Raw genomic sequence first — 18,449 nt, 5'->3', positions numbered from 1 at the left:
TTTAGCCAGAGGCGGCTCTCACGGCCCTCTCCAGCCCGTCCAGAAAACGGGAGCGATCCGCCTTTGTAAACCCCTTGCCGCCGCCTTGCCGAAAAGGATCTGCCGCGCGCAGATCGGCCATCAAGTCGCGGGTGGCCAGAACCTGCCCGATGTTACGCGCGGTCAGCATCTCGCCATTGTGCTTTATCACCTGCGCGCCGGCTTCTACGCACTTTGCGGCCAATGGAATATCGCCGGTGACAACCACGTCGCCCTTGCCCGCGCGATCGGCGATCCATTGGTCGGCCACATCGGGGCCTTCCGGCACGATCACGGTTTCAATCAGCGAGTTTTGCGAGGGTCGCAAGCCGCCGTTCGAGACAATGAACATGCGCAAGCCATGGCGTGTGCCGACCTTCTCAACCTCGTCCTTGACCGGGCAGGCGTCGGCATCGACATAGATCGCGCTCACGTCTTGGCCTTCTTCGGCTTATCCTCGCGCTTGACCTTGTACTCCTCGGGGATCGGCATCCGGTTGAAGGCATCCAAGCCCGCGATCTTGTAAGCTTCGGCTAGGGTCGGATAGTTGAACGTATTCTGCACGAAGTAATCCACCGTGCCCTTCAGGTTCAAAACCGCCTGCGCAATGTGGATCAACTCAGTCGCGCCTTCGCCAACGATCTGCACCCCCAGAACCCGGCGCGTCTTGAGGCTGAACAGCATTTTCAACATACCATGTTCCAGCCCCATGATATGCCCGCGAGAGGTTTCGCGGAAGCGCGCGATACCTACCTCATAGGGAATACCGCGTTCCTGCATCTCTTCCTCGGACATCCCGCAGGTTGAGATCTCGGGCACCGAGTAGATCCCGTAAGGAAACCAAGGGCTTTCGGGCAGGGTTGGCGTATCAAGCGCATGGCAGGCCGCAACGCGCCCTTGTTGAAGCGAGGTTGAGGCAAGCGAGGGATGCCCGATTACATCGCCTGTGGCATAGATGTGTGGCACATTGGTTTGATAGGTCTTGCGATCTACCTCCAGCCGTCCACGATGATCTGTCTCAAGCCCCGCGGCATCGACGTTCAACTTGTCCGTGGCCCCCATGCGCCCGGCTGCAAATAGCAACATCTCGGATCGCACATGGCGGCCGTTGGCCAAGGATACCTCGACATGGGTGCCGCCATCCTCGACCTTTTCAATGGCAGAGCCAAGCCGCAGGTCCACCCCGTTTTCGCGGATCTGGTGGGTGAATTCCTCGATTAGACGGCGGTCGATAAAATCCAGAAAGCTGTCACGCGGTTCGATCAACGTTACCCGCACATCAAGGGCCGAGAACATCGTGGCATATTCCACCCCGATCACGCCTGCGCCCACCACGATGAGGCTACGTGGGATTTGCGCCAGTTCGAGAAACTCGTCGCTATCCACAATAGTGGAGCCGTTGAAAGGGATATTGTCGGGCCGGTAAGTTTTCGTGCCCGTTGCGATCATGAACTTATCGCCCGAGACTTTGGTCACCTCACCCGCCTCCGTGGCGACTTCAACCTCGGTGGGGCTGACGAAACGCGCCATACCGCTCAGGGTGTCAACGTGATTTCGGTTGAACTGATGCTCAAGCACATCCACCTCGTAATCCAAGGTCATGTGCAGGCGCGATTTCAGGTCGCCCGCGTCAATGTCATCCTTCACCCGATAGGATCGCCCGTAAAAGCTCCGCTCGCGCCAGCCCGAAAGGTTCAGCACGGTCTCGCGCAGGGTTTTTGACGGGATTGTCCCGGTGTGCACCGAAACCCCGCCCAAACGATCCTTGCGGTCGATCACCAGAACCCGGCGCTTGAGCTTGCCCGCCTGGATGGCCGCAGAGCGCCCCGACGGGCCGGAGCCGATGATGATCAGGTCATAATGTGACATGGGTTACCCCGCATAAAGCGCTTCGGCATGGAAGCTGATGTGATCCTCCATGAAGCTCGAAACAAAGAAATAGCTGTGGTCATAGCCCGGCTGCATCCGCAGCGTGGCCTGTTGGCGTTTCTCGGCGCAGGCAGCGGCAAAGGCCTCGGGGCACAGTAGATCAATGAATTGATCCTGCGTGCCGGTATCCACCAGAACCGGGCCGTCAAAGCCACGGTCTCGCATCAGCAGGCTGGCGTCATGTGCGGCCCATTGGCTTTCGTTGTCACCTAGATAGGCAGAAAACTGTTTGCGGCCCCAATCGCTTTGCGTGGGGTTCGAGATGGGCGAGAAGGCCGAAACACTGGCATAGCGGCCGGGTAGGGACATCGCCAAGGTCAGGGCACCATGCCCACCCATGGAGTGCCCGGTAATGGCTTGACGGTCTTCATCTATCGCGAAATTCGCGGTCAGGACGCGGGGCAACTCATCGGCGATATAATCCCACATCCGGAAATGAGGTTTCCACGGGTCTTGCGTGGCATTGACGTAAAAGCCAGCCCCTTGACCAAGGTCAAAGGCTTCATCATTGGCCACGCCCTCACCGCGCGGTGATGTGTCGGGGAAGCATAGGGCGATCCCTTGCTCGGCGGCCCAACCCTGGGCGCCGGCCTTGGTCATCGCGTTTTCATGGGTGCAGGTGAGCCCCGACAGATACCAAAGCACGGGAACCGGGCCATCCTTGGCCTCGGCGGGCAGGAAAAGCCCAAAGGTCATGTCGCACGAGCAAGCCTCGGATTTATGCGTGTAGACCCCTTGAACCCCGCCGAAACAGGCATTTTCCGATACGGTTTCCATGATGCAATCCCTTTCGCGATAGATGTTTGGCCCGACAGTCACCACGGCGCGGGCCACATGGCAACCCCATAGACGGCAATCGTCAGTAAAGTCCCGACACCCAGCCAATAATCACCGAGACCGTGATCACGGCAAGGCTTGTCGATATCAGGATCGAGGCTGAAACCCGTTGCGGGGCCACTTTGTAATGGCTGGCAAGAATAAAGACATTTCCCGCCACCGGAAGCGCCGCCGCCGCAATCATCACCGATGCTGGGTAGGGTTCAACAGGGAACAGGATCAGGGCCGAGAAGGCCACGAAGGCCGGGTGCAAAACCAGTTTGCAGAACGATAGCCAGCCCGCCACGAAAGGCCGTTCGGCCGATTTCGAAGCGAGCGAGGCCCCAATAGCAAAAAGCGCCCCGGGGGTCGCCGCCCCGCCGAGGATGTCCAGAAACTGGTTCATCGGTTTCGGAATCGGCAGGCTGAGTGCCGACCATGACAGCCCCAATACGATGGATACGATCATCGGGTTTTTGAGCAGGCCAAGCCCCACGGTGCGCAGGATGCCGAGACTCATCCGCCCGTCCCGTGAGCCGGTGATCAGGATCACCACAAGCGAGCCGAAAACAATCAGGTCCACTGCTAGAACAAGCATCACCGGCCCAATCGCCGCTTCACCCATTAACAGTACCAGCATGGGCACGCCTAGAAATCCGACATTGCCGATCACCGCGCATTGCGCTTCAATCGCGGCTTCCTCGACACTGACGCGGCGCAATAGGGCAATCATGGTAGCCAGCCCGTACACAAAGGCCGTACCCCAAAGGTATGCGAGAACGAAACGCCAATCCAAAACCTCGCCCAAAGACAGGTTGGCGGAAAACCGGAACAACATGGCCGACAAGGCAAAGTAGAAGACAAACTTGGTCAGCCATGCGGTCGCCTCTTCACTGAAGAAGCCCGTGCGCCCCGCGCCATAGCCCAGCCCGATGATCAGGAAGAACGGCAGTGTCTGTAGAAAAATATCCAGCATCTAGCGCTTGTTATCACCCGTTTTTGCTGGATGAAACGCCGGATGCTATCCACTGCCGATCAAAACCCCCGCGGCAAAGACAAGCGCACCGCCCAAAACCACCTGAAACGCTGCCCGGAAGAAGGGGGTTTCCATGTATCTGTTCTGAATCCATGCGATCGCCCAGAGTTCGACGAACACCACGATGATCGCGATGACTGTGGCTGTCCAGAAATCCGGGATGAGGTAAGGCAGGGCGTGGCCCAAACCGCCGACCGTGGTCATGATCCCCGAGGCAAAGCCGCGCTTGATCGGGCTGCCGCGGCCTGAAAGCTCCCCGTCGTCACTGGCCGCTTCGGTGAAGCCCATGGAAATACCCGCGCCCACCGAGGCGGCAAGACCCACAAGGAATGTTGTCCAGGTATCTTGCGTGGCAAAGGCCGTGGCAAAGATCGGCGCAAGGGTCGATACCGAGCCATCCATCAGGCCCGCCAGGCCGGGTTGTACCCACGTCAGTACGAACTGACGCTTGGAAACTTCGGCCTCGGTATCGCGGGCCTCCTCGTCCAGATGCTCTTTTTCAAGCTCACCGGCGCGGTCTTGGTGGCCTGCCTCGGCGGCGGCGAGACTGCCCAGAAGTTTCCGGGTTTCCGCGTCGCTCGTGCGTTGCGCGGCTCTTATATAGAAGGCCTCGGCGTCGCGTTCCATCATCTCGGCCTCGGCGCGGATGCGTTCAATGCCAAGGTTCTCCACAAGCCAGATGGGCCGCCTAGCGTAAAACCCTGCAACATGCTCGCGCCGAATGAGCGGTATGACGTCGCCAAAGCGCACTTTGTGCAGATCAATCAAGGATTGCCGATGGCCGTCTTCCTCTTCGGCCATACCGTCAAAAACCTTGGCCGTATCAGGATAATCCACGCGCAGGCGCTCGGCATAGCTTCGATAGATTCTCGCGTCGTCTTCTTCCGATGAAATGGCAAGAGCAAGAATTTCTTGTTCGCTGAGGTCGGAGAAGCGGCGGCGTGCGGAAACACCTGGTATCATGATCACACTCCTTAGAATGATTCTAAAATACGACCTTCGGCTTCCTTTGCAAGCCTCAAAAATGAACTATTGGGTTTAGAAAACGCTTGCAAACTAAACTAATCGGTTTATTTTATCTAAACCAAACGGTTTAGATGGAGAAGTGAAATGAAAATCCTTTGTATCGCCCTGGGGTTCCTGTCTCTGGCCGCTCCCGCTTCGGCAATGAGCATTGATACCTCCACACTGACACCGACCTTGTCGTTTCCTGAACCTGCACCGGCACCAGTGACCCAAAGCGACAGCGGACTCTCAAAATAATCTGTTGAACTCCTTTCCTTGTTCCCCAAAGGCAGGCTTGCGGATAACCCCTTGAGCCGAATAGACTGTGTCGGCTCGGGGGAGGGTCCGTATGACGGCAGAGTCCGCAGAAATCAAAAAAGGCCGAAAGTTCGAACAAGTCCTTAATGGCGCGCGCGAGGTTTTCATGCGCGATGGCTTCGAAGGGGCCAGCGTGGACGACATCGCCAAGGCGGCGGGTGTCTCTAAGGCCACTTTATACAGCTATTTCCCCGACAAGCGCTTATTGTTCTCCGAGGTGGCCAAAGCGGAATGCAATCGGCAGGCCGATGGTGCGATTGCCGAGATTGATATCGGCGCACCAGTCGAAGTAAACCTTGCCGCCGCAGCGCGACATCTTGTTGGCTTTTTCCTTTCTGACTTCGGTGCACAGGTGTTTCGCATCTGCATTTCAGAATCGCATCGTTTTCCGGACCTTGGCAAACGCTTCTATAACTCCGGTCCCGCGCTTGTGCGTGAGCGAATGATCCCGGTTTTGAAATTCTATGCTGACAAAGGCGAGCTGCAGATAGATGACTACGAATTGGCGGTGAATCAATTTGCCGAACTCTGCAAGAGCGACCTTTTCGTGCGTAAGCTTTGCGGACTACAGAATGAGTTCCCCGAGGCCGATGTCGCACATATCATTGACGGCGCGGTAAAGATGTTCATGGCGCGCTACGGCGCCAAGTAGTGCGCGTTTTCCCGACTTGCAAAAACGAAGGCCGTTAAATTGCGCGGCCAATGTCCTAATCTCGACATGATTAACCCTGAGTCTCGGTGTGGGGATGTCAAACGGGGAAGTGCCGTGAACAAAGTGTTCAAATCACAAGGAGAGACACAGCTTAGCTCTTACAGCTTCTCACCAATAAAAGGTGGGTTCATTGCGAAGGAGCGGCTTGAACGATTCAGGGCCGAGGCAATCACTGAAATCGCTTTGCGCTCGGTTGGAATCATCCTAACCGTCGGCCCCGTTTTCTTCTTGGTGGCCATAGTGACGATGGCCGGTGTTTTGCCCGAGGCATCGGTTCTGATCGCATCCGCGATGTGTTCGGCCGTAGGCCTGTTGATCTACGCCTACGGTTCGCGCGGGTTTCGCAGACAGATGTCTCTAGATACGAACAAAGGCCAAGTTTCAGTAACCAAGATCAATCTGAACGGTACCACGCGCATTGACTACCGAATCGACAACAAAGACATTCAAAGCGTCTATGTCCAAAGGCCCGGCATCGACAGAGACAGTGCGAAATTGTGTCTTCGCGTGAAGGGCCGAAACTGGCCCGTCATCTTGATCAGCGGCGGCTTGCACGAAGTGCGCCTGCTGCACCGTGTCTTCTGCGATACGATTGCGCCTCAGCAGAAAGCCCAGCGTCAAGGCAGGACGCAGAAGGACACGCATTCGCGCGGTGCAGTCGTCTGATAGCAGGCGACCGCCCTGATCAAATTCCTACGTCGATTACGGCCTTGGCCAATACTGGAACCGTGTCCTTGTTCAACCCGGCGATGTTGAGCCGCGAGTCGCCAACCATGTAAATACCGTGATCGGCCCTGAGTTTCTCAACCTTGTCAGGTGCGGCCCCAAGGCGCGAAAACATGCCGCGGTGCTGTGCAAGAAACCCAAACCTGTCAGATCCCGAAAGCTTCTGAAGCTCATCGGCCAACTGCGTGCGCAGGGCAAGCATCCCGGTTCGCACTTCTTCAAGCTCCGCTTGCCAGTCCGCGCGCAGGCCATCATCGTTCAACACGATACTGACCAGGCGTGCGCCGTGATCAGGCGGGAAAGAAAAGTTCTGGCGGTTGAGATAGGCAAGGTTGCCTTGCGCCACCGCTTGCAGGTTTTTGTCCTGCGCTACGGCCATCAAAAGGCCGGTGCGTTCGCGGTAGATCCCGAAGTTCTTGGAGCAACTGGCTGCAATAAGTGTTTCAGGACAGCTTGACGCGACCGCGCGAGTCGCCGCTGCGTCTTCGTCCAGACCGTCGCCAAACCCTTGGTAGGCGATATCGATCATCGGGACCGCGCCCTTATTGTTCATCAGGTCGATCACGGCCTTGAACTCAACCATATTCAGGTTGGCGCCAGTCGGATTGTGACAGCAACCATGCAGTAGAACCACGTCACCTTTGCGCACTTGCCCGAGGTCTTCCATCATCCCGCCAAAATCGACACCGCCGGAGGCGTTGTCGAAATAGCGGTACATGATGGTTTCCATGCCCAAGAACTTCAGAATACTTAGGTGATTGGGCCATGTCGGGTCTGACACGAATACGCGTGCCTCAGGGTTTGCCATGCGAACTAGTTCAAACGCCTGGCGAACTGCGCCTGTCCCGCCGGGGGTTGCCACGGCCGAGACCTGACCACGCGAAACGCTGTCGCCCAGAACAAGGCCGATCATTGCGTCGGAAAAGGCCGGATCACCGGCAAGGCCGGTGTAGGCCTTGGTTGTTTCCTCGTCCCACCAGCGGCGCTCGGCCTCTTTGACGGCGCGCATGATCGGGGTGACGCCCTCAGCGTTGCGGTAGACTCCAACGCCAAGGTCGATCTTGGTCTCACGCGGATCGTCCTTGAAGGCCTGCATCAGGGCAAGGATCTTGTCTTTGGGTTGTTCCTTCAGGTGTTCGAACATCAGTTCTCTCCGGTGGCGACGGGCACGGTGGGGAAAGCGCCCCATTCTGTCCATGATCCGTCATAAAGCGCGTGGTCGGTCTTGCCGACACGTTCAAGCGCAAGATTTATGATTGCCGCGGTCACGCCCGAGCCGCAGCTTGTGATCGCGGGTTTGCCCATATCCACCCCTGCCGAATGCAATGTGGTTCGCAGGTCGTCGGGCGTTTTCATTGTCCCGTCCTCATTCAGCAGGTCGCGGTAGTACACGTTCTTGGACCGAGGAATGTGGCCGCTGCGCAGGCCTTCGCGGGGTTCGGGATCATCGCCACGGAAGCGCCCGGGGGAACGCGCATCAAGGATCTCGTAATCCCCCAGTTTGGAGGCCGCAGAAACTTGCGTCACGTCTTTTACCATTTGGTTTTGGCGTCGTACGGTCATGTGCCTGTCTCGCACGATGGGGGGCATATCCTCGGTCGGGCGACCTTCGGCTTGCCACTTGGGCAATCCGCCATCCAGCACCGCGATGTTCTCTTGCCCCATAAGGCGGAAGAGCCACCATACACGCGCCGCCGAAAACAGACCGTGCGCATCGTAGACAACCACCTGATGACCGTCGCCCACGCCCATGGCGCGCATGCGCGACATGAACTTTTCGACGGGCGGAGCCATGTGCGGCAACTCCGAGCGGTTGTCGGAAATATCGTCAATGTCGAAGAACCGGGCGCCTGGGATATGGGCTTGCGCATATTCGGCTTTTGCATTCCGGCCCTCGGAGGGCATGAACCAGGTGCCATCCAGAACCCGAAGGTCGGGGTCTTTCAGGTGGTTTGCCAGCCAGTCGGTTGAAACGAGTGTTTTTGGGTCATCAAGTGCCATGGGCGCCCCCGGTTTGCGGACGCTATCTGCCTACCCTGCGGGGGCGAGAAGGGCAAGGGCGAGCGCCGCTTGCCGCGCCCCCTTCGGACTTATTTCGCCATCAATTTCTTGGCTATGCCAACAATGGCCAACACAACGCCGCCACCGACGCCGCCCGAGGCGACTTGGCCAATGATCGCGCCAATATCGGCTCCGCCCGCTGCTTCGGCAACGCCACCCGCGCCCAGCATGGATAGGATCTGCCCACCCAAGCCGCCGCCGATGATGCCGGCGATGGAGTTGCCCAGAAGGCCAAGGTTGATGTTCTTGAAGATGCCGCCAGCGACGTTACCGCCCACGGCGCCCGCGATCAGGCTGATGATAAGTTCCATGGTATTCCCCTTCGTCCAAACACCAGGCCAGCCTATGGGGATAGGCATGGAAAATAAGGGGAATTTCGCCGTTTCGCTTCCCCTATCCGTGGTCTTTCAGCAGGCGCTGTTTCTGACGATTCCAATCGCGCTTGGCGGCGGTTTCGCGTTTGTCGTGGGCCTTTTTGCCCTTGGCGATCCCGATCTTCAGTTTGGCGATGCCCTTGTGATTAAAGTAGAGAACGAGCGGCACCAGCGTCATGCCTTTCCGCTGTGTCGCGTTCCACAGGTTCGCCAATTCCTTCTTGGAAACCAACAGCTTGCGCTTGCGCTTTTCCTCGTGCGCAAAGGTCTTGGCCTGCTCGTAGGGCGCGATGTAGGAGTTCACCAACCACAATTCGCCATCTTCAACGTTGGCATAGCTTTCCGCGATATTGGCTCCGCCTTCGCGCAGGGATTTCACCTCGGACCCTTCAAGAATGATGCCGCATTCCAGATCGTCTTCGATGGCATAGTCGAACCGGGCGCGGCGGTTCTCGGCCACGACCTTGTAGTTCGGGTTGTCCTTGGGTTTTGCCATCGGTGATTGGTCCTGTGCGGCGCTGCGGAAGCACCAAGATAGACCCTGTGACGGGGCGATGAAAGGGGGGTGGCGCGAATCGGGGGTAAGCCATTGGGTTAACGACGAAAATCCCTGTCTGCATCGCGTCGGTAAAACGTCGGTATTGCGTCGGTGTCAGGGGTGGTATGGTCTCAGGTTAACAGGCCGCGCGCCTTGAGGTCTGCGCGCAGTGCCTCACCATCCGCGCCGCGCTTCTGGACCGGCCCGGGGGTGGTGCGTTGGCCATTAAAGCGTGGGGCCGGGGCAGGCTGTGGGCCGGTGTCGGACATGGTCCAGATCTCCCGATCAGAATTGTGAGGATCATCAGCCGCTTGCCAAGGCGACAGGACAGGGGCGACACAAGCGTCCGAGCCGTCGAAGATCCTTGCCCAATGGGCGGCACTTTCCTCGGCGAAAAGGGCGGCCAGCTGTTCGGTTTGTTCGGGCCATTGCGCTGGGTCGTTTTGATCGGCGAAGATCGGATTCTTGGCAAGGCCCATGAGATCAAGGAAGGTTGCGTAGAACTTCGGTTCAAGACATTGCACGCTGATATGCCCGCCGCAGGCGCAAGCGTAGACCCGGGACCAATGCGGCCCGTCCAGAAGGCTTGTGCCGCGCGCCTCATGCAGGTTGCCTGAGGGGGCCATGGACATCAAAAGCGCCATCATATGCGCCGAGCCATCGACGATGGCGGCATCCACCACCGTGCCTTTGCCGGTGCGCGCCGCTGAAAGGAGCCCCGCAAGCAGGCCTGCCACCAGATACATCGCACCACCACCGATATCGCCCAGCAGAGTCGGTGGCGTTTGTGGGATATCGCCTTGGCGTGAGGCGTACCAAAGCGCGCCGGAGGAGGCGATGTAATTGAGGTCATGGCCAGCGGTTTGCGCCTTGGGGCCCGTTTGCCCCCAGCCTGTCATCCGGCCATAGACAAGCCGGGGATTGGCGGCTTGCAATACCTCAGGGCCAAGGCCAAGACGTTCCATCACGCCGGGGCGGAACCCTTCGATGAGGGCGTCGGCGGTTGAAATGAGCGCGCGGGCGGTTTGCAGGTCATCGGGGTCTTTGAGGTCCAGCGTGATCGAGCGTTTGCCGCGGTCCAGAAGATTGACCTCGCCCGCCACCGCATTGCCGCCGCCGGGGCGGTGAATGACGATCACCTCGGCCCCCAGATCGGCCAGCATCATCGCGGCGAAGGGGCCGGGCCCGAGACCTTCGATTTCGACTATACGGTATCCTTGCAGCATCCACGCCCCCCGTGTTTTCTGCGCTAGACTAGAGCAAGGCGCTTGAGGATGTGAACCGTGTTCGGATCGCTGGGCAGGCAAGCGGTTTTGAAACCGCTTGGCCCAAGGCTTTTCGAAAATCCTTGGGCGCGGTTAGCGCGTCTTCGCCTCGGTCCGGCGGATGACTTCGGCAACGCGTTTGCCGATTTCGGTGCTGCCCTTGGCCGAGGGGTGGATCAGGTCAACCGTGTGATACGAGCGGTCGCCATGCGGCACGACATCGGCCAGCGACAGGAAATGCACACCACGATCCAACTGGGCCAGCCGTGACATGCGGCGATCCATTTCGTCGCCTTCGTCCCGGCAGCCTTCGATGGGTGAGATCACGCCGGGTGTGCGCAGGTAGCCCAGCAGGATCACCTGTGACCCTTTTTCGCGAAGCTCCGAGACGAATCCCGGGATCGTGCCGCGCCGACCATCCTTGGAAATCAGCCGGTCGACGCGGTTGTCGCAGCGGCCACAGCCGCAGCCCATCCAAATGTCATTGCCGCCGCCATTGAGAACAACCCAATCCCATTTACCCTCTACGTATTGTTTGCGAATGTTGAGGCCCGCACTGCCCGAAATGGGCAAGGCATAGAAATACTTGGCACCCATGACAGAGCGGTCGATCACATCCTCGCCCAAGGCCTGCTCAACCGCGTGCGACACCGAGTTTCCGGAGGCGCCATGCACCGCAAGCATCGAGTCCCCCATGGCGAGGATGCGTGCCGGGTCATCGCGGCTGACGGTCTCGGTGCAGCCGGATAGAAAAGCGACGAAGGCGGTGATCGTCAGTATGAAGCGCATTGTCTGTCCTCGGGCCATGGATGAGTGAGCCTTCGAGATATCATGATCCGCTTGAGTTACCATAAGGATAACGCCCCTGCGGGCCTGCACAGTTTCCCCTGCGCATACGGTGATTGCACTTCTGGGTCATTCGCCTAGCTTGGCGAACAATGAACCGGAGGAAGCCCATGACAGCGATCGTTGAGGTCGAGGGTCTGCAAAAGACGTACAAAGGTGGTTTCGAGGCGTTGAAAGGCGTTTCGCTTGCCATTCAGGAGGGCGAGATTCTGGCCCTGCTCGGCCCCAACGGGGCGGGCAAGACCACGCTGATTTCGGCGCTCTGCGGGATCACCACGCCAACCGGTGGCGCAGCCCGCGTGGGGGGCCATGACATCGTGGACGACTACCGCGCGGCGCGGGCGATGATCGGGCTGGTGCCGCAGGAGGTGGCGCTCGAACCTTTTGAAAAGGTCATCAACACAGTGCGCTTTTCGCGGGGGCTGTTCGGCAAGCCGCGCGACGAGGCTTTGATTGAAAAGGTTCTACGCCAGCTATCGCTTTGGGATAAGCGCGACGCCCGGATTCGCGAGCTTTCGGGCGGTATGAAACGCCGTGTGCTGATTGCCAAGGCGCTGTGCCATGAGCCGCAGGTTTTGTTTCTGGATGAGCCGACAGCGGGTGTCGATGTGGAACTGCGGCGCGACATGTGGCAGGTGGTCGAGGGTCTGCGTGAAAGCGGTGTGACGATCATTTTGACCACCCACTACATTGAAGAGGCCGAGGCGATTGCCGACCGGATCGCGGTAATCAACCACGGCGAAATCCTCTTGGTCGAGGACAAGGACAAGCTGATCCGGCGGATGGGGCGCAAGACCCTTCGGATTGATCTGGGCACGCCCATCGACGCGGTGCCGCTCGGCTTGGCCGATTATGACCTTGAACTTGCCGACGGCGGCGAGGCCTTGATCTATCATTACGACACCCAGGGGGAGGGGACGGGCATCACCCGGCTGTTGCAGGCCTTGGCCGCTGAGGGGCTCTCGCTGAGTGATCTGCACACGCGGCAGTCGAGCCTTGAGGAGATTTTCGTAAGTCTGGTGCAGGAGGGCGCGGCATGAACTGGCAAGGGGTGAAGGCCATCTATGTCTACGAGATGAAGCGCTTTTTCCGCACGATCATGGAAAGCCTTCTGTCGCCGGTGATCTCGACCACGCTGTATTTCGTGGTCTTCGGCGCGGCCATCGGGAGCCGGATCGACGAGGTCGAGGGGGTCACCTATGGGGCCTTCATCGTGCCGGGCTTGATCATGCTGAGCGTGATGACGCAGGCGATTTCCAATGCCTCTTTCGGGATATACTTCCCCAAGTTCATCGGCACGATTTTCGAGCTGCTGTCGGCGCCGATCAATTTCTTCGAGATCGTTCTGGGCTATGTCGGGGCGGCGGCCACCAAGGCGCTTCTCATCGGGGTGGTCATTCTGCTTACGGCGGGGCTCTTCGTGGATATCGAAGTGCGGCACCCACTGGCGATGCTGGCCTTCCTGATCCTGACCTGCCTGTCGTTTTCGCTTTTCGGCTTCATCATCGGGATCTGGTCGGAGAACTTTCAGCAATTGCAACTGATCCCGCTACTGGTGATCACGCCCTTGGTGTTTCTGGGCGGGGCCTTTTATTCGATTTCGATGTTGCCGCCGGCGTGGCAGACGGTGACCCTGTTCAACCCGATCGTTTACCTTATTTCGGGGTTTCGTTGGTCTTTCTTTGGCTATGCCGATGTGCCCGTGGTGGCAAGTCTGGCGGCCATCGGGGTGTTTCTGGGGCTGTGCCTTGGAATCGTCTGGCTGATCTTCAAAACCGGGTATCGCATCAAAAGCTGAGGGCGCGCGTGACTTATTTGCCCCTTTGCTCCGGGCAAATGCGCCATTCTTTCACCCGGCCGGGTTTTGCCGCCTTGTTTAAGCCGCGCGGGCATTCTACATGCCAAGGCATGAAAGCGCGTATTCCATTTCTCAAACGCGGGCCACTTGTTGCGGTGATCCGTTTGCAGGGGTCCATCGGTATCGGTGGCCGCAATCAATTGAATGACGAAACGCTTGGCCCGGAGATCGAAAAGGCCTTCAAGCGTGGGAAGCCCAAGGCGGTGGCCCTTGTGGTCAATTCGCCCGGAGGGTCGCCTGTGCAATCTTCGCTGATCGCAGCGCGCATCCGGCGGCTGGCCGAGGAAAGGGGTGTGCCCGTACATGCCTTTGTCGAAGATGTGGCGGCCTCGGGCGGCTATTGGCTGGCGGCGTCCGCCGATGACATCTGGGTTGATCAAGGCTCCATCGTCGGTTCGATCGGTGTGGTCTCGGCGGGTTTCGGTGCGCCGGTGTTCCTTGCCCGCCAAGGGGTTGAGCGCCGGGTGCATACCTCGGTCCATTCCAAGAGTTTCATGGACCCGTTCTTGCCGGAAAAGGAAGAAGACGTTGCGCGCCTGAAAACCATTTTGGAGCAGATGCACAGCGGTTTTACCGACTATGTGAAATCACGCCGGGGTCCCAAGCTATCGAGCGACGAAGATTTGTTCACGGGTGAGTTCTGGTTGGGCAGACGCGCTTACGAATTGGGACTTGTGGACGGTATTGGACACATCGTGCCCAAGCTCAAAGAGCTTTATGGTGAGGATGTGCGCTTTGCCAAGTATGGGCGCAAGCGTGGACTCTTGCAGCGCTTCGGCGCAAGCATGGCGAACGATGCGCTAGCGGCGGTCGAGGAACGGGCGGACTATGCCCGGTTTGGCCTCTGAGGTGATCGTCAAGATTGTCATACTGTTTCTCGTGTTCATGGGCGTAATGGCCATGTTCGGAAAACTGCGGTTTCCGGGGCAAAAAAAGCTGGCCTCAGCCAAATGCCCGAAATGCGGACGCTTCCGCATCGGAAAAGGGCCCTGCCAGTGTCAGAAGAAGGTGCGTAAATGATTGAATGGGCGCTGGCGGGTTTAGGCCTTGTTATCTTGCTTCTGGCGGGCGATGCGCTTGTAAAAGGTGCCGTCAACCTGAGCCTGCGTCTGGGGGTCCCCGCCCTTATCGTCAGCCTCACAATCGTGGCTTTCGGCACCTCCGCGCCTGAACTTCTGATTGCGGTAAACGCGGTGCTGGATGGCAAGCCGGGGCTGGCGCTTGGCAATGTGGTTGGATCGAATACCGCCAATATCCTGTTGGTTCTTGGCGTCCCCGCGATCTTGTCGGTGCTGCATACCAGCGACTGCAATACCAAGAAAACCTATGTTTACATGCTGATCGGATCGGTGGTTTTCATTGGTCTCGCCTTTTTGGGTGAATTCAACATCGTTTCGGGCCTCATCCTTCTGGCAATGCTATCCTTTGTCCTGACCGATGCCTTCTTGGAGGCGGGACGCCATAGAAAGGCCAATGCAGCGCTTCTTTTGGCGGATGCGGATGGCGAGGAGGACGTAGAGGGTGCTGACCCGGACATGCCGTGGTGGCAGATCATCGTGTTCCTTGTGCTGGGACTGATCGGTTTGCCGCTGGGTGCGGACTTGCTTGTGGACAATGCCTCGATCATTGCGCAGCGTTTTGGCGTGAGCGATGCGGTGATCGGCCTGACGCTGGTGGCGCTCGGTACATCTTTGCCGGAATTGGCGACAACGGTAATGGCGGCCCTGCGCCGGCAGGCCGATGTGGCTTTAGGCAATGTCATCGGGTCGAACATGTTCAACCTCCTGGCGATCATCGGGATCACCACGCTTGTCGGGCCCATTCCGGTGGATCCGGAATTCTTGCGGTTTGACCTTTGGGTCATGTTGGGCGCATCGCTTTTGATCATTCCTTTCGTATTCTTCAAACAGGACATCGGGCGCGTTTGGGGCGTGGCCTTGACGGGCCTATATTTGGCCTATGTCACCATTGTCCTGACATAAACGGAGGCGAATGATGGCGACGGCATTGGTGACAGGAGCAGGCAAGCGGCTTGGTCGTGCGATGGCGCTTGAACTGGCACGGCGCGGTTTCGACGTTGCCGTACACTATGCCACCAGTCGGGACGAAGCCGACGCCGTTGTGCAAGAGATTACCGGCATGGGACAGCGCGCCCTGGCAGTGCAGGCCGATCTGCTGATCGAAGCCGAGGTGGAGGCGCTTTTGCCCAAAGTCATAGAGGCGCTTGGCGGGCCGGTGACCTGCCTTGTCAACAATGCCTCGATTTTCGAGTACGACAATATCCAGAGCGCCACGCGCGAAAGCTGGGACCGGCATATGGAAAGCAACCTGCGCGCGCCTTTTGTCCTGACCCAGGCCTTGGCCGCGCAAATTCCAGAGCCCGAGTCATGCGAAATGGATGAGCCGGTGGCGCGCGGGTTGGTCATCAACATGATCGATCAGCGCGTGCGCAAGCTGACGCCAGAGTTCATGACCTACACGCTGGCCAAGATGGGCCTATGGGCCTTTACGCAGACGGCCGCGCAAGCCTTGGCACCGCGTGTTCGGGTCAATGGGATTGGCCCCGGCCCCACATTGCAGGGCCATCGGCAAAGCGATCGTCACTTCCAAAAGCAGCGCCAATCGACTGTTCTTGGTCGGGGCGCGAATGCCGAGGATATCGTCGCGGCCTTGGCCTATTTCTTGGATGCGCCAGCCGTCACCGGGCAGCTTTTGTGCGTCGATGGCGGGCAGCATCTTGGGTGGCAGACACCGGATGTTTTGGGGGTTGAGTGAGCTTGCCCCAAGGGAAGTTGTGCACCTGTCACAGAAGCGTTAACTGAGCGTTACAAAAACTATAATGATTTCAATGTTTTGGCGCATGTGTAAAAAATTAATGTTGTATTTCAGATAGTTAATAATTCGCCTAATTTTTAAGCAGTTCGGTGAAATACGCTGGATTCAATGAGAATTTCCCATTGGCCGTGCTTTTCCCACAGAGTTATCCACATGAAACGGGGACAGGTTTCCTCTTGTACCAACGCCGATAAGATTGCAGCACATCCCGAGAATCATACCGATGAGCCCATGACCGACACGCCAGAGGAAAAAACTCCCGATACCGGGCATGAGGTGATCCAGTCTTACCTCAAGACTTTGGATGCCTCGCCTGGGGTGTATCGGATGTTGGATGCGCAGGCCCGGGTGCTTTACGTCGGCAAAGCGCGGAACCTCAAGGCGCGGGTGTCGAACTATGCCCGGCCTGCGGGGCATACGCCGCGGATCGCCCGGATGATCCGTGAAACCGCTTCGATGATGTTCCTGACAACCTCGACCGAGACCGAGGCGTTGCTGTTGGAGCAGAACCTCATCAAGCAACTCAAGCCGCGCTACAATGTGTTGTTGCGTGACGACAAGAGCTTTCCCAATATTCTTGTCACCGCACATGATTTCCCGATGATCAAGAAGCATCGCGGCGCGAAGAAGGAAAAGGGCAAGTATTATGGCCCCTTCGCCAGTGCGGGCGCGGTGAACCGGACGCTGTCGCAGTTGCAGCGGGTGTTCCAGCTTCGCAATTGCACCGATGCGCAGTTCGAGACCCGCACGCGGCCCTGCCTGCAATATCAGATCAAACGCTGCACCGCGCCTTGTGTGGGGTACATCAGCAAGGCGGACTATGCGGCGGCAGTGAAGGATGCGCAGCGGTATCTGTCGGGGCGGTCGACCGAGATTCAGGACAAGCTCAAGGCGCAGATGGCCGAGGCTTCGGAGGCGATGGAGTTTGAAAGGGCCGCTGCCCTGCGCGACCGGATCAAGGCGCTGACGCAGGTACAGACAGCGCAGGGCATCAACCCGCGCACGGTGGAGGAGGCCGATATCATCGCCCTGCATCTTGAGAAGGGGCAGGCCTGTGTGCAGATGTTCTTTGTCCGGGCCGGGCAGAACTGGGGCAACCGGGATTTCTATCCGCGCGTTGGGGCCGATGTGGAGGAGGCCGAGGTGCTGGAGGCCTTCATCGGGCAGTTCTACGACACCAAGGAACCGGCGCGACAGTTGATCCTGTCACACCCGATTGAAAACGCCGATCTGATGGCCGAGGCCCTGACCGAAAAACTGGGCCGGAAGGTGACATTGCTGATCCCGCAAAAGGGCGAGAAGGCCGAGTTGGTGGATGGCGCGCTGCGCAATGCCCGGGAAAGCCTTGCCCGCAAGATGGCGGAAAGCGCCACCCAGGCCAAACTGTTGAAAGGACTGGCAGAAGCCTTTGACTTGCCCGAGCCGCCACAGCGCGTAGAAGTCTATGACAACAGCCATATTCAGGGCAGTCACGCGGTGGGTGCGATGATCGTGGCGGGCCCGGAAGGCATGATGAAAAACCAGTACCGCAAGTTCAACATCAAGGGGGATGACCTGACCCCCGGGGATGACTTCGGGATGATGAAAGAGGTGCTGACCCGGCGGTTCAAACGCCTGTTGAAAGAAGACCCGGATCGCAAGGAGGGGCATTGGCCCGACCTCTTGTTGATTGATGGCGGCGCGGGGCAGGTGAGTGCCGTGGCCGGGATCATGCGCGAGATGGGCGTTGTCGACATCCCGATGGTGGGTGTGGCCAAAGGGGTGGACCGCGACCACGGCAAGGAAGAGTTTCACCGGGCCGGCAAACGGCCTATGGCCCTGCGCCATAACGATCCGGTTTTGTATTTCATTCAACGGCTTAGGGATGAGGCGCACCGTTTTGCCATTGGCACCCATCGGGCGAAACGGGCCAAGGCCATGGGGGCTTCGCCGTTGGATGAAATCCCCGGGGTGGGCGCGGCGCGCAAACGCGCGCTACTGGCGCATTTTGGCTCGGCCAAGGCCGTGAGCCGGGCAGCGCTGGCGGATTTGAAGGCAGTCGATGGCGTTTCGGCGGGCTTGGCGCAAAAGGTCTATGACCATTTCCACGAAAAGGGCTAAGTGCCGGAATTT

General features: G+C 58.6%; 20 protein-coding genes. 9 read left to right on the top strand and 11 right to left on the bottom strand.

All coding sequences use genetic code 11. From position 1 onward, the window contains the following. Position 1 precedes the first annotated feature (1 nt). The 5 genes from QZ498_RS05980 to mbfA form a co-directional block, all read right to left on the bottom strand. Positions 2 to 451 (bottom strand): YaiI/YqxD family protein, encoded by a 450-nt coding sequence (locus tag QZ498_RS05980; RefSeq protein ID WP_294620823.1) that lies wholly within the window; start codon positions 449 to 451, stop codon positions 2 to 4. Then, a complete protein-coding gene (gene sthA, locus QZ498_RS05975; protein WP_294620822.1) occupies positions 448 to 1,887 on the bottom strand; it encodes a Si-specific NAD(P)(+) transhydrogenase in 1,440 nt (479 codons plus the stop codon). The genes QZ498_RS05980 and sthA overlap by 4 nt, the downstream gene beginning before the upstream one ends. Positions 1,888 to 1,890: 3 nt before the next feature. Beyond that, a complete protein-coding gene (fghA, locus tag QZ498_RS05970) occupies positions 1,891 to 2,724 on the bottom strand; it encodes an S-formylglutathione hydrolase (protein ID WP_294620821.1) in 834 nt (277 codons plus the stop codon). Between the two features lie 82 nt (positions 2,725 to 2,806). Then, positions 2,807 to 3,739 carry an AEC family transporter gene (locus QZ498_RS05965; RefSeq protein WP_294620820.1) on the bottom strand — a complete coding sequence of 311 codons (933 nt, stop codon included), beginning with the start codon at positions 3,737 to 3,739 and terminating at the stop codon, positions 2,807 to 2,809. A gap of 45 nt (positions 3,740 to 3,784) precedes the next feature. After that, positions 3,785 to 4,762 (bottom strand): iron exporter MbfA, encoded by a 978-nt coding sequence (gene mbfA, locus QZ498_RS05960; RefSeq protein WP_294620819.1) that lies wholly within the window; start codon positions 4,760 to 4,762, stop codon positions 3,785 to 3,787. Between the two features lie 391 nt (positions 4,763 to 5,153). Here mbfA and QZ498_RS05955 point away from each other — a divergent pair, with 391 nt between their 5' ends. Further along, positions 5,154 to 5,774 carry a TetR/AcrR family transcriptional regulator gene (locus tag QZ498_RS05955; RefSeq protein ID WP_294620818.1) on the top strand — a complete coding sequence of 207 codons (621 nt, stop codon included), beginning with the start codon at positions 5,154 to 5,156 and terminating at the stop codon, positions 5,772 to 5,774. Positions 5,775 to 5,888: 114 nt separating this feature from the next. After that, on the top strand, positions 5,889 to 6,500 hold the full coding sequence (locus tag QZ498_RS05950; RefSeq protein WP_294620817.1) for a hypothetical protein: 612 nt from the start codon (positions 5,889 to 5,891) through the stop codon (positions 6,498 to 6,500). Positions 6,501 to 6,519: 19 nt separating this feature from the next. Here QZ498_RS05950 and QZ498_RS05945 read toward each other — a convergent pair whose 3' ends face one another. The 6 genes from QZ498_RS05945 to QZ498_RS05920 all read right to left on the bottom strand — a co-directional run bounded on the left by QZ498_RS05945 (position 6,520) and on the right by QZ498_RS05920 (position 11,587). Beyond that, the gene (locus tag QZ498_RS05945; RefSeq protein WP_294620816.1) at positions 6,520 to 7,704 is read right to left on the bottom strand and encodes an amino acid aminotransferase; all 1,185 of its coding nucleotides are present in this window, start codon (positions 7,702 to 7,704) and stop codon (positions 6,520 to 6,522) included. Further along, positions 7,704 to 8,561 carry a 3-mercaptopyruvate sulfurtransferase gene (gene sseA, locus QZ498_RS05940; RefSeq protein WP_294620815.1) on the bottom strand — a complete coding sequence of 286 codons (858 nt, stop codon included), beginning with the start codon at positions 8,559 to 8,561 and terminating at the stop codon, positions 7,704 to 7,706. Before sseA ends, QZ498_RS05945 begins: the two co-directional genes overlap by 1 nt. Before the next feature lie 89 nt (positions 8,562 to 8,650). Next, the gene (locus QZ498_RS05935; protein WP_294620814.1) at positions 8,651 to 8,932 is read right to left on the bottom strand and encodes a hypothetical protein; all 282 of its coding nucleotides are present in this window, start codon (positions 8,930 to 8,932) and stop codon (positions 8,651 to 8,653) included. 82 nt (positions 8,933 to 9,014) lie between these two features. After that, entirely contained in the window at positions 9,015 to 9,491 is a 477-nt protein-coding gene (gene smpB / locus QZ498_RS05930) for an SsrA-binding protein SmpB (protein ID WP_294620813.1), read from the bottom strand. A 173-nt stretch (positions 9,492 to 9,664) separates the two neighbouring features. Then, positions 9,665 to 10,759 (bottom strand): CaiB/BaiF CoA-transferase family protein, encoded by a 1,095-nt coding sequence (locus QZ498_RS05925; RefSeq protein ID WP_294620812.1) that lies wholly within the window; start codon positions 10,757 to 10,759, stop codon positions 9,665 to 9,667. 132 nt (positions 10,760 to 10,891) lie between these two features. Continuing rightward, complete coding sequence (locus QZ498_RS05920) at positions 10,892 to 11,587, bottom strand: SGNH/GDSL hydrolase family protein (RefSeq protein ID WP_294620811.1); 696 nt, start codon at positions 11,585 to 11,587, stop codon at positions 10,892 to 10,894. A 167-nt stretch (positions 11,588 to 11,754) separates the two neighbouring features. Between QZ498_RS05920 and QZ498_RS05915 the strand changes: the two genes are divergently transcribed. From QZ498_RS05915 to uvrC, 7 genes are all read left to right on the top strand, one after another. Next, positions 11,755 to 12,684 carry an ABC transporter ATP-binding protein gene (locus QZ498_RS05915; protein WP_294620810.1) on the top strand — a complete coding sequence of 310 codons (930 nt, stop codon included), beginning with the start codon at positions 11,755 to 11,757 and terminating at the stop codon, positions 12,682 to 12,684. Next, the gene (locus tag QZ498_RS05910) at positions 12,681 to 13,442 is read left to right on the top strand and encodes an ABC transporter permease (protein WP_294620809.1); all 762 of its coding nucleotides are present in this window, start codon (positions 12,681 to 12,683) and stop codon (positions 13,440 to 13,442) included. Before QZ498_RS05915 ends, QZ498_RS05910 begins: the two co-directional genes overlap by 4 nt. A 110-nt stretch (positions 13,443 to 13,552) precedes the next feature. Next, complete coding sequence (locus QZ498_RS05905) at positions 13,553 to 14,350, top strand: S49 family peptidase (RefSeq protein WP_294620808.1); 798 nt, start codon at positions 13,553 to 13,555, stop codon at positions 14,348 to 14,350. After that, on the top strand, positions 14,331 to 14,522 hold the full coding sequence (locus QZ498_RS05900) for a hypothetical protein (protein ID WP_294620807.1): 192 nt from the start codon (positions 14,331 to 14,333) through the stop codon (positions 14,520 to 14,522). Before QZ498_RS05905 ends, QZ498_RS05900 begins: the two co-directional genes overlap by 20 nt. Next, positions 14,519 to 15,484, top strand: a complete 966-nt coding sequence (locus QZ498_RS05895; RefSeq protein WP_294620806.1) for a calcium/sodium antiporter — start codon at positions 14,519 to 14,521, stop codon at positions 15,482 to 15,484. Before QZ498_RS05900 ends, QZ498_RS05895 begins: the two co-directional genes overlap by 4 nt. A gap of 13 nt (positions 15,485 to 15,497) precedes the next feature. After that, positions 15,498 to 16,277, top strand: coding sequence for an SDR family oxidoreductase (locus QZ498_RS05890; RefSeq protein WP_294620805.1), 780 nt, complete (start codon positions 15,498 to 15,500; stop codon positions 16,275 to 16,277). Positions 16,278 to 16,568: 291 nt separating this feature from the next. Beyond that, positions 16,569 to 18,437, top strand: coding sequence for an excinuclease ABC subunit UvrC (gene uvrC / locus QZ498_RS05885; protein WP_294620845.1), 1,869 nt, complete (start codon positions 16,569 to 16,571; stop codon positions 18,435 to 18,437). Positions 18,438 to 18,449: the final 12 nt, after the last annotated feature.

The sequence above is a fragment of the uncultured Roseovarius sp. genome (genome assembly GCF_913057115.1).
Taxonomy (GTDB): domain Bacteria; phylum Pseudomonadota; class Alphaproteobacteria; order Rhodobacterales; family Rhodobacteraceae; genus Roseovarius.
The sequence above is the reverse complement of the archived record's forward strand: the minus strand, read 5'-3'. Positions and strand labels throughout refer to the sequence as shown.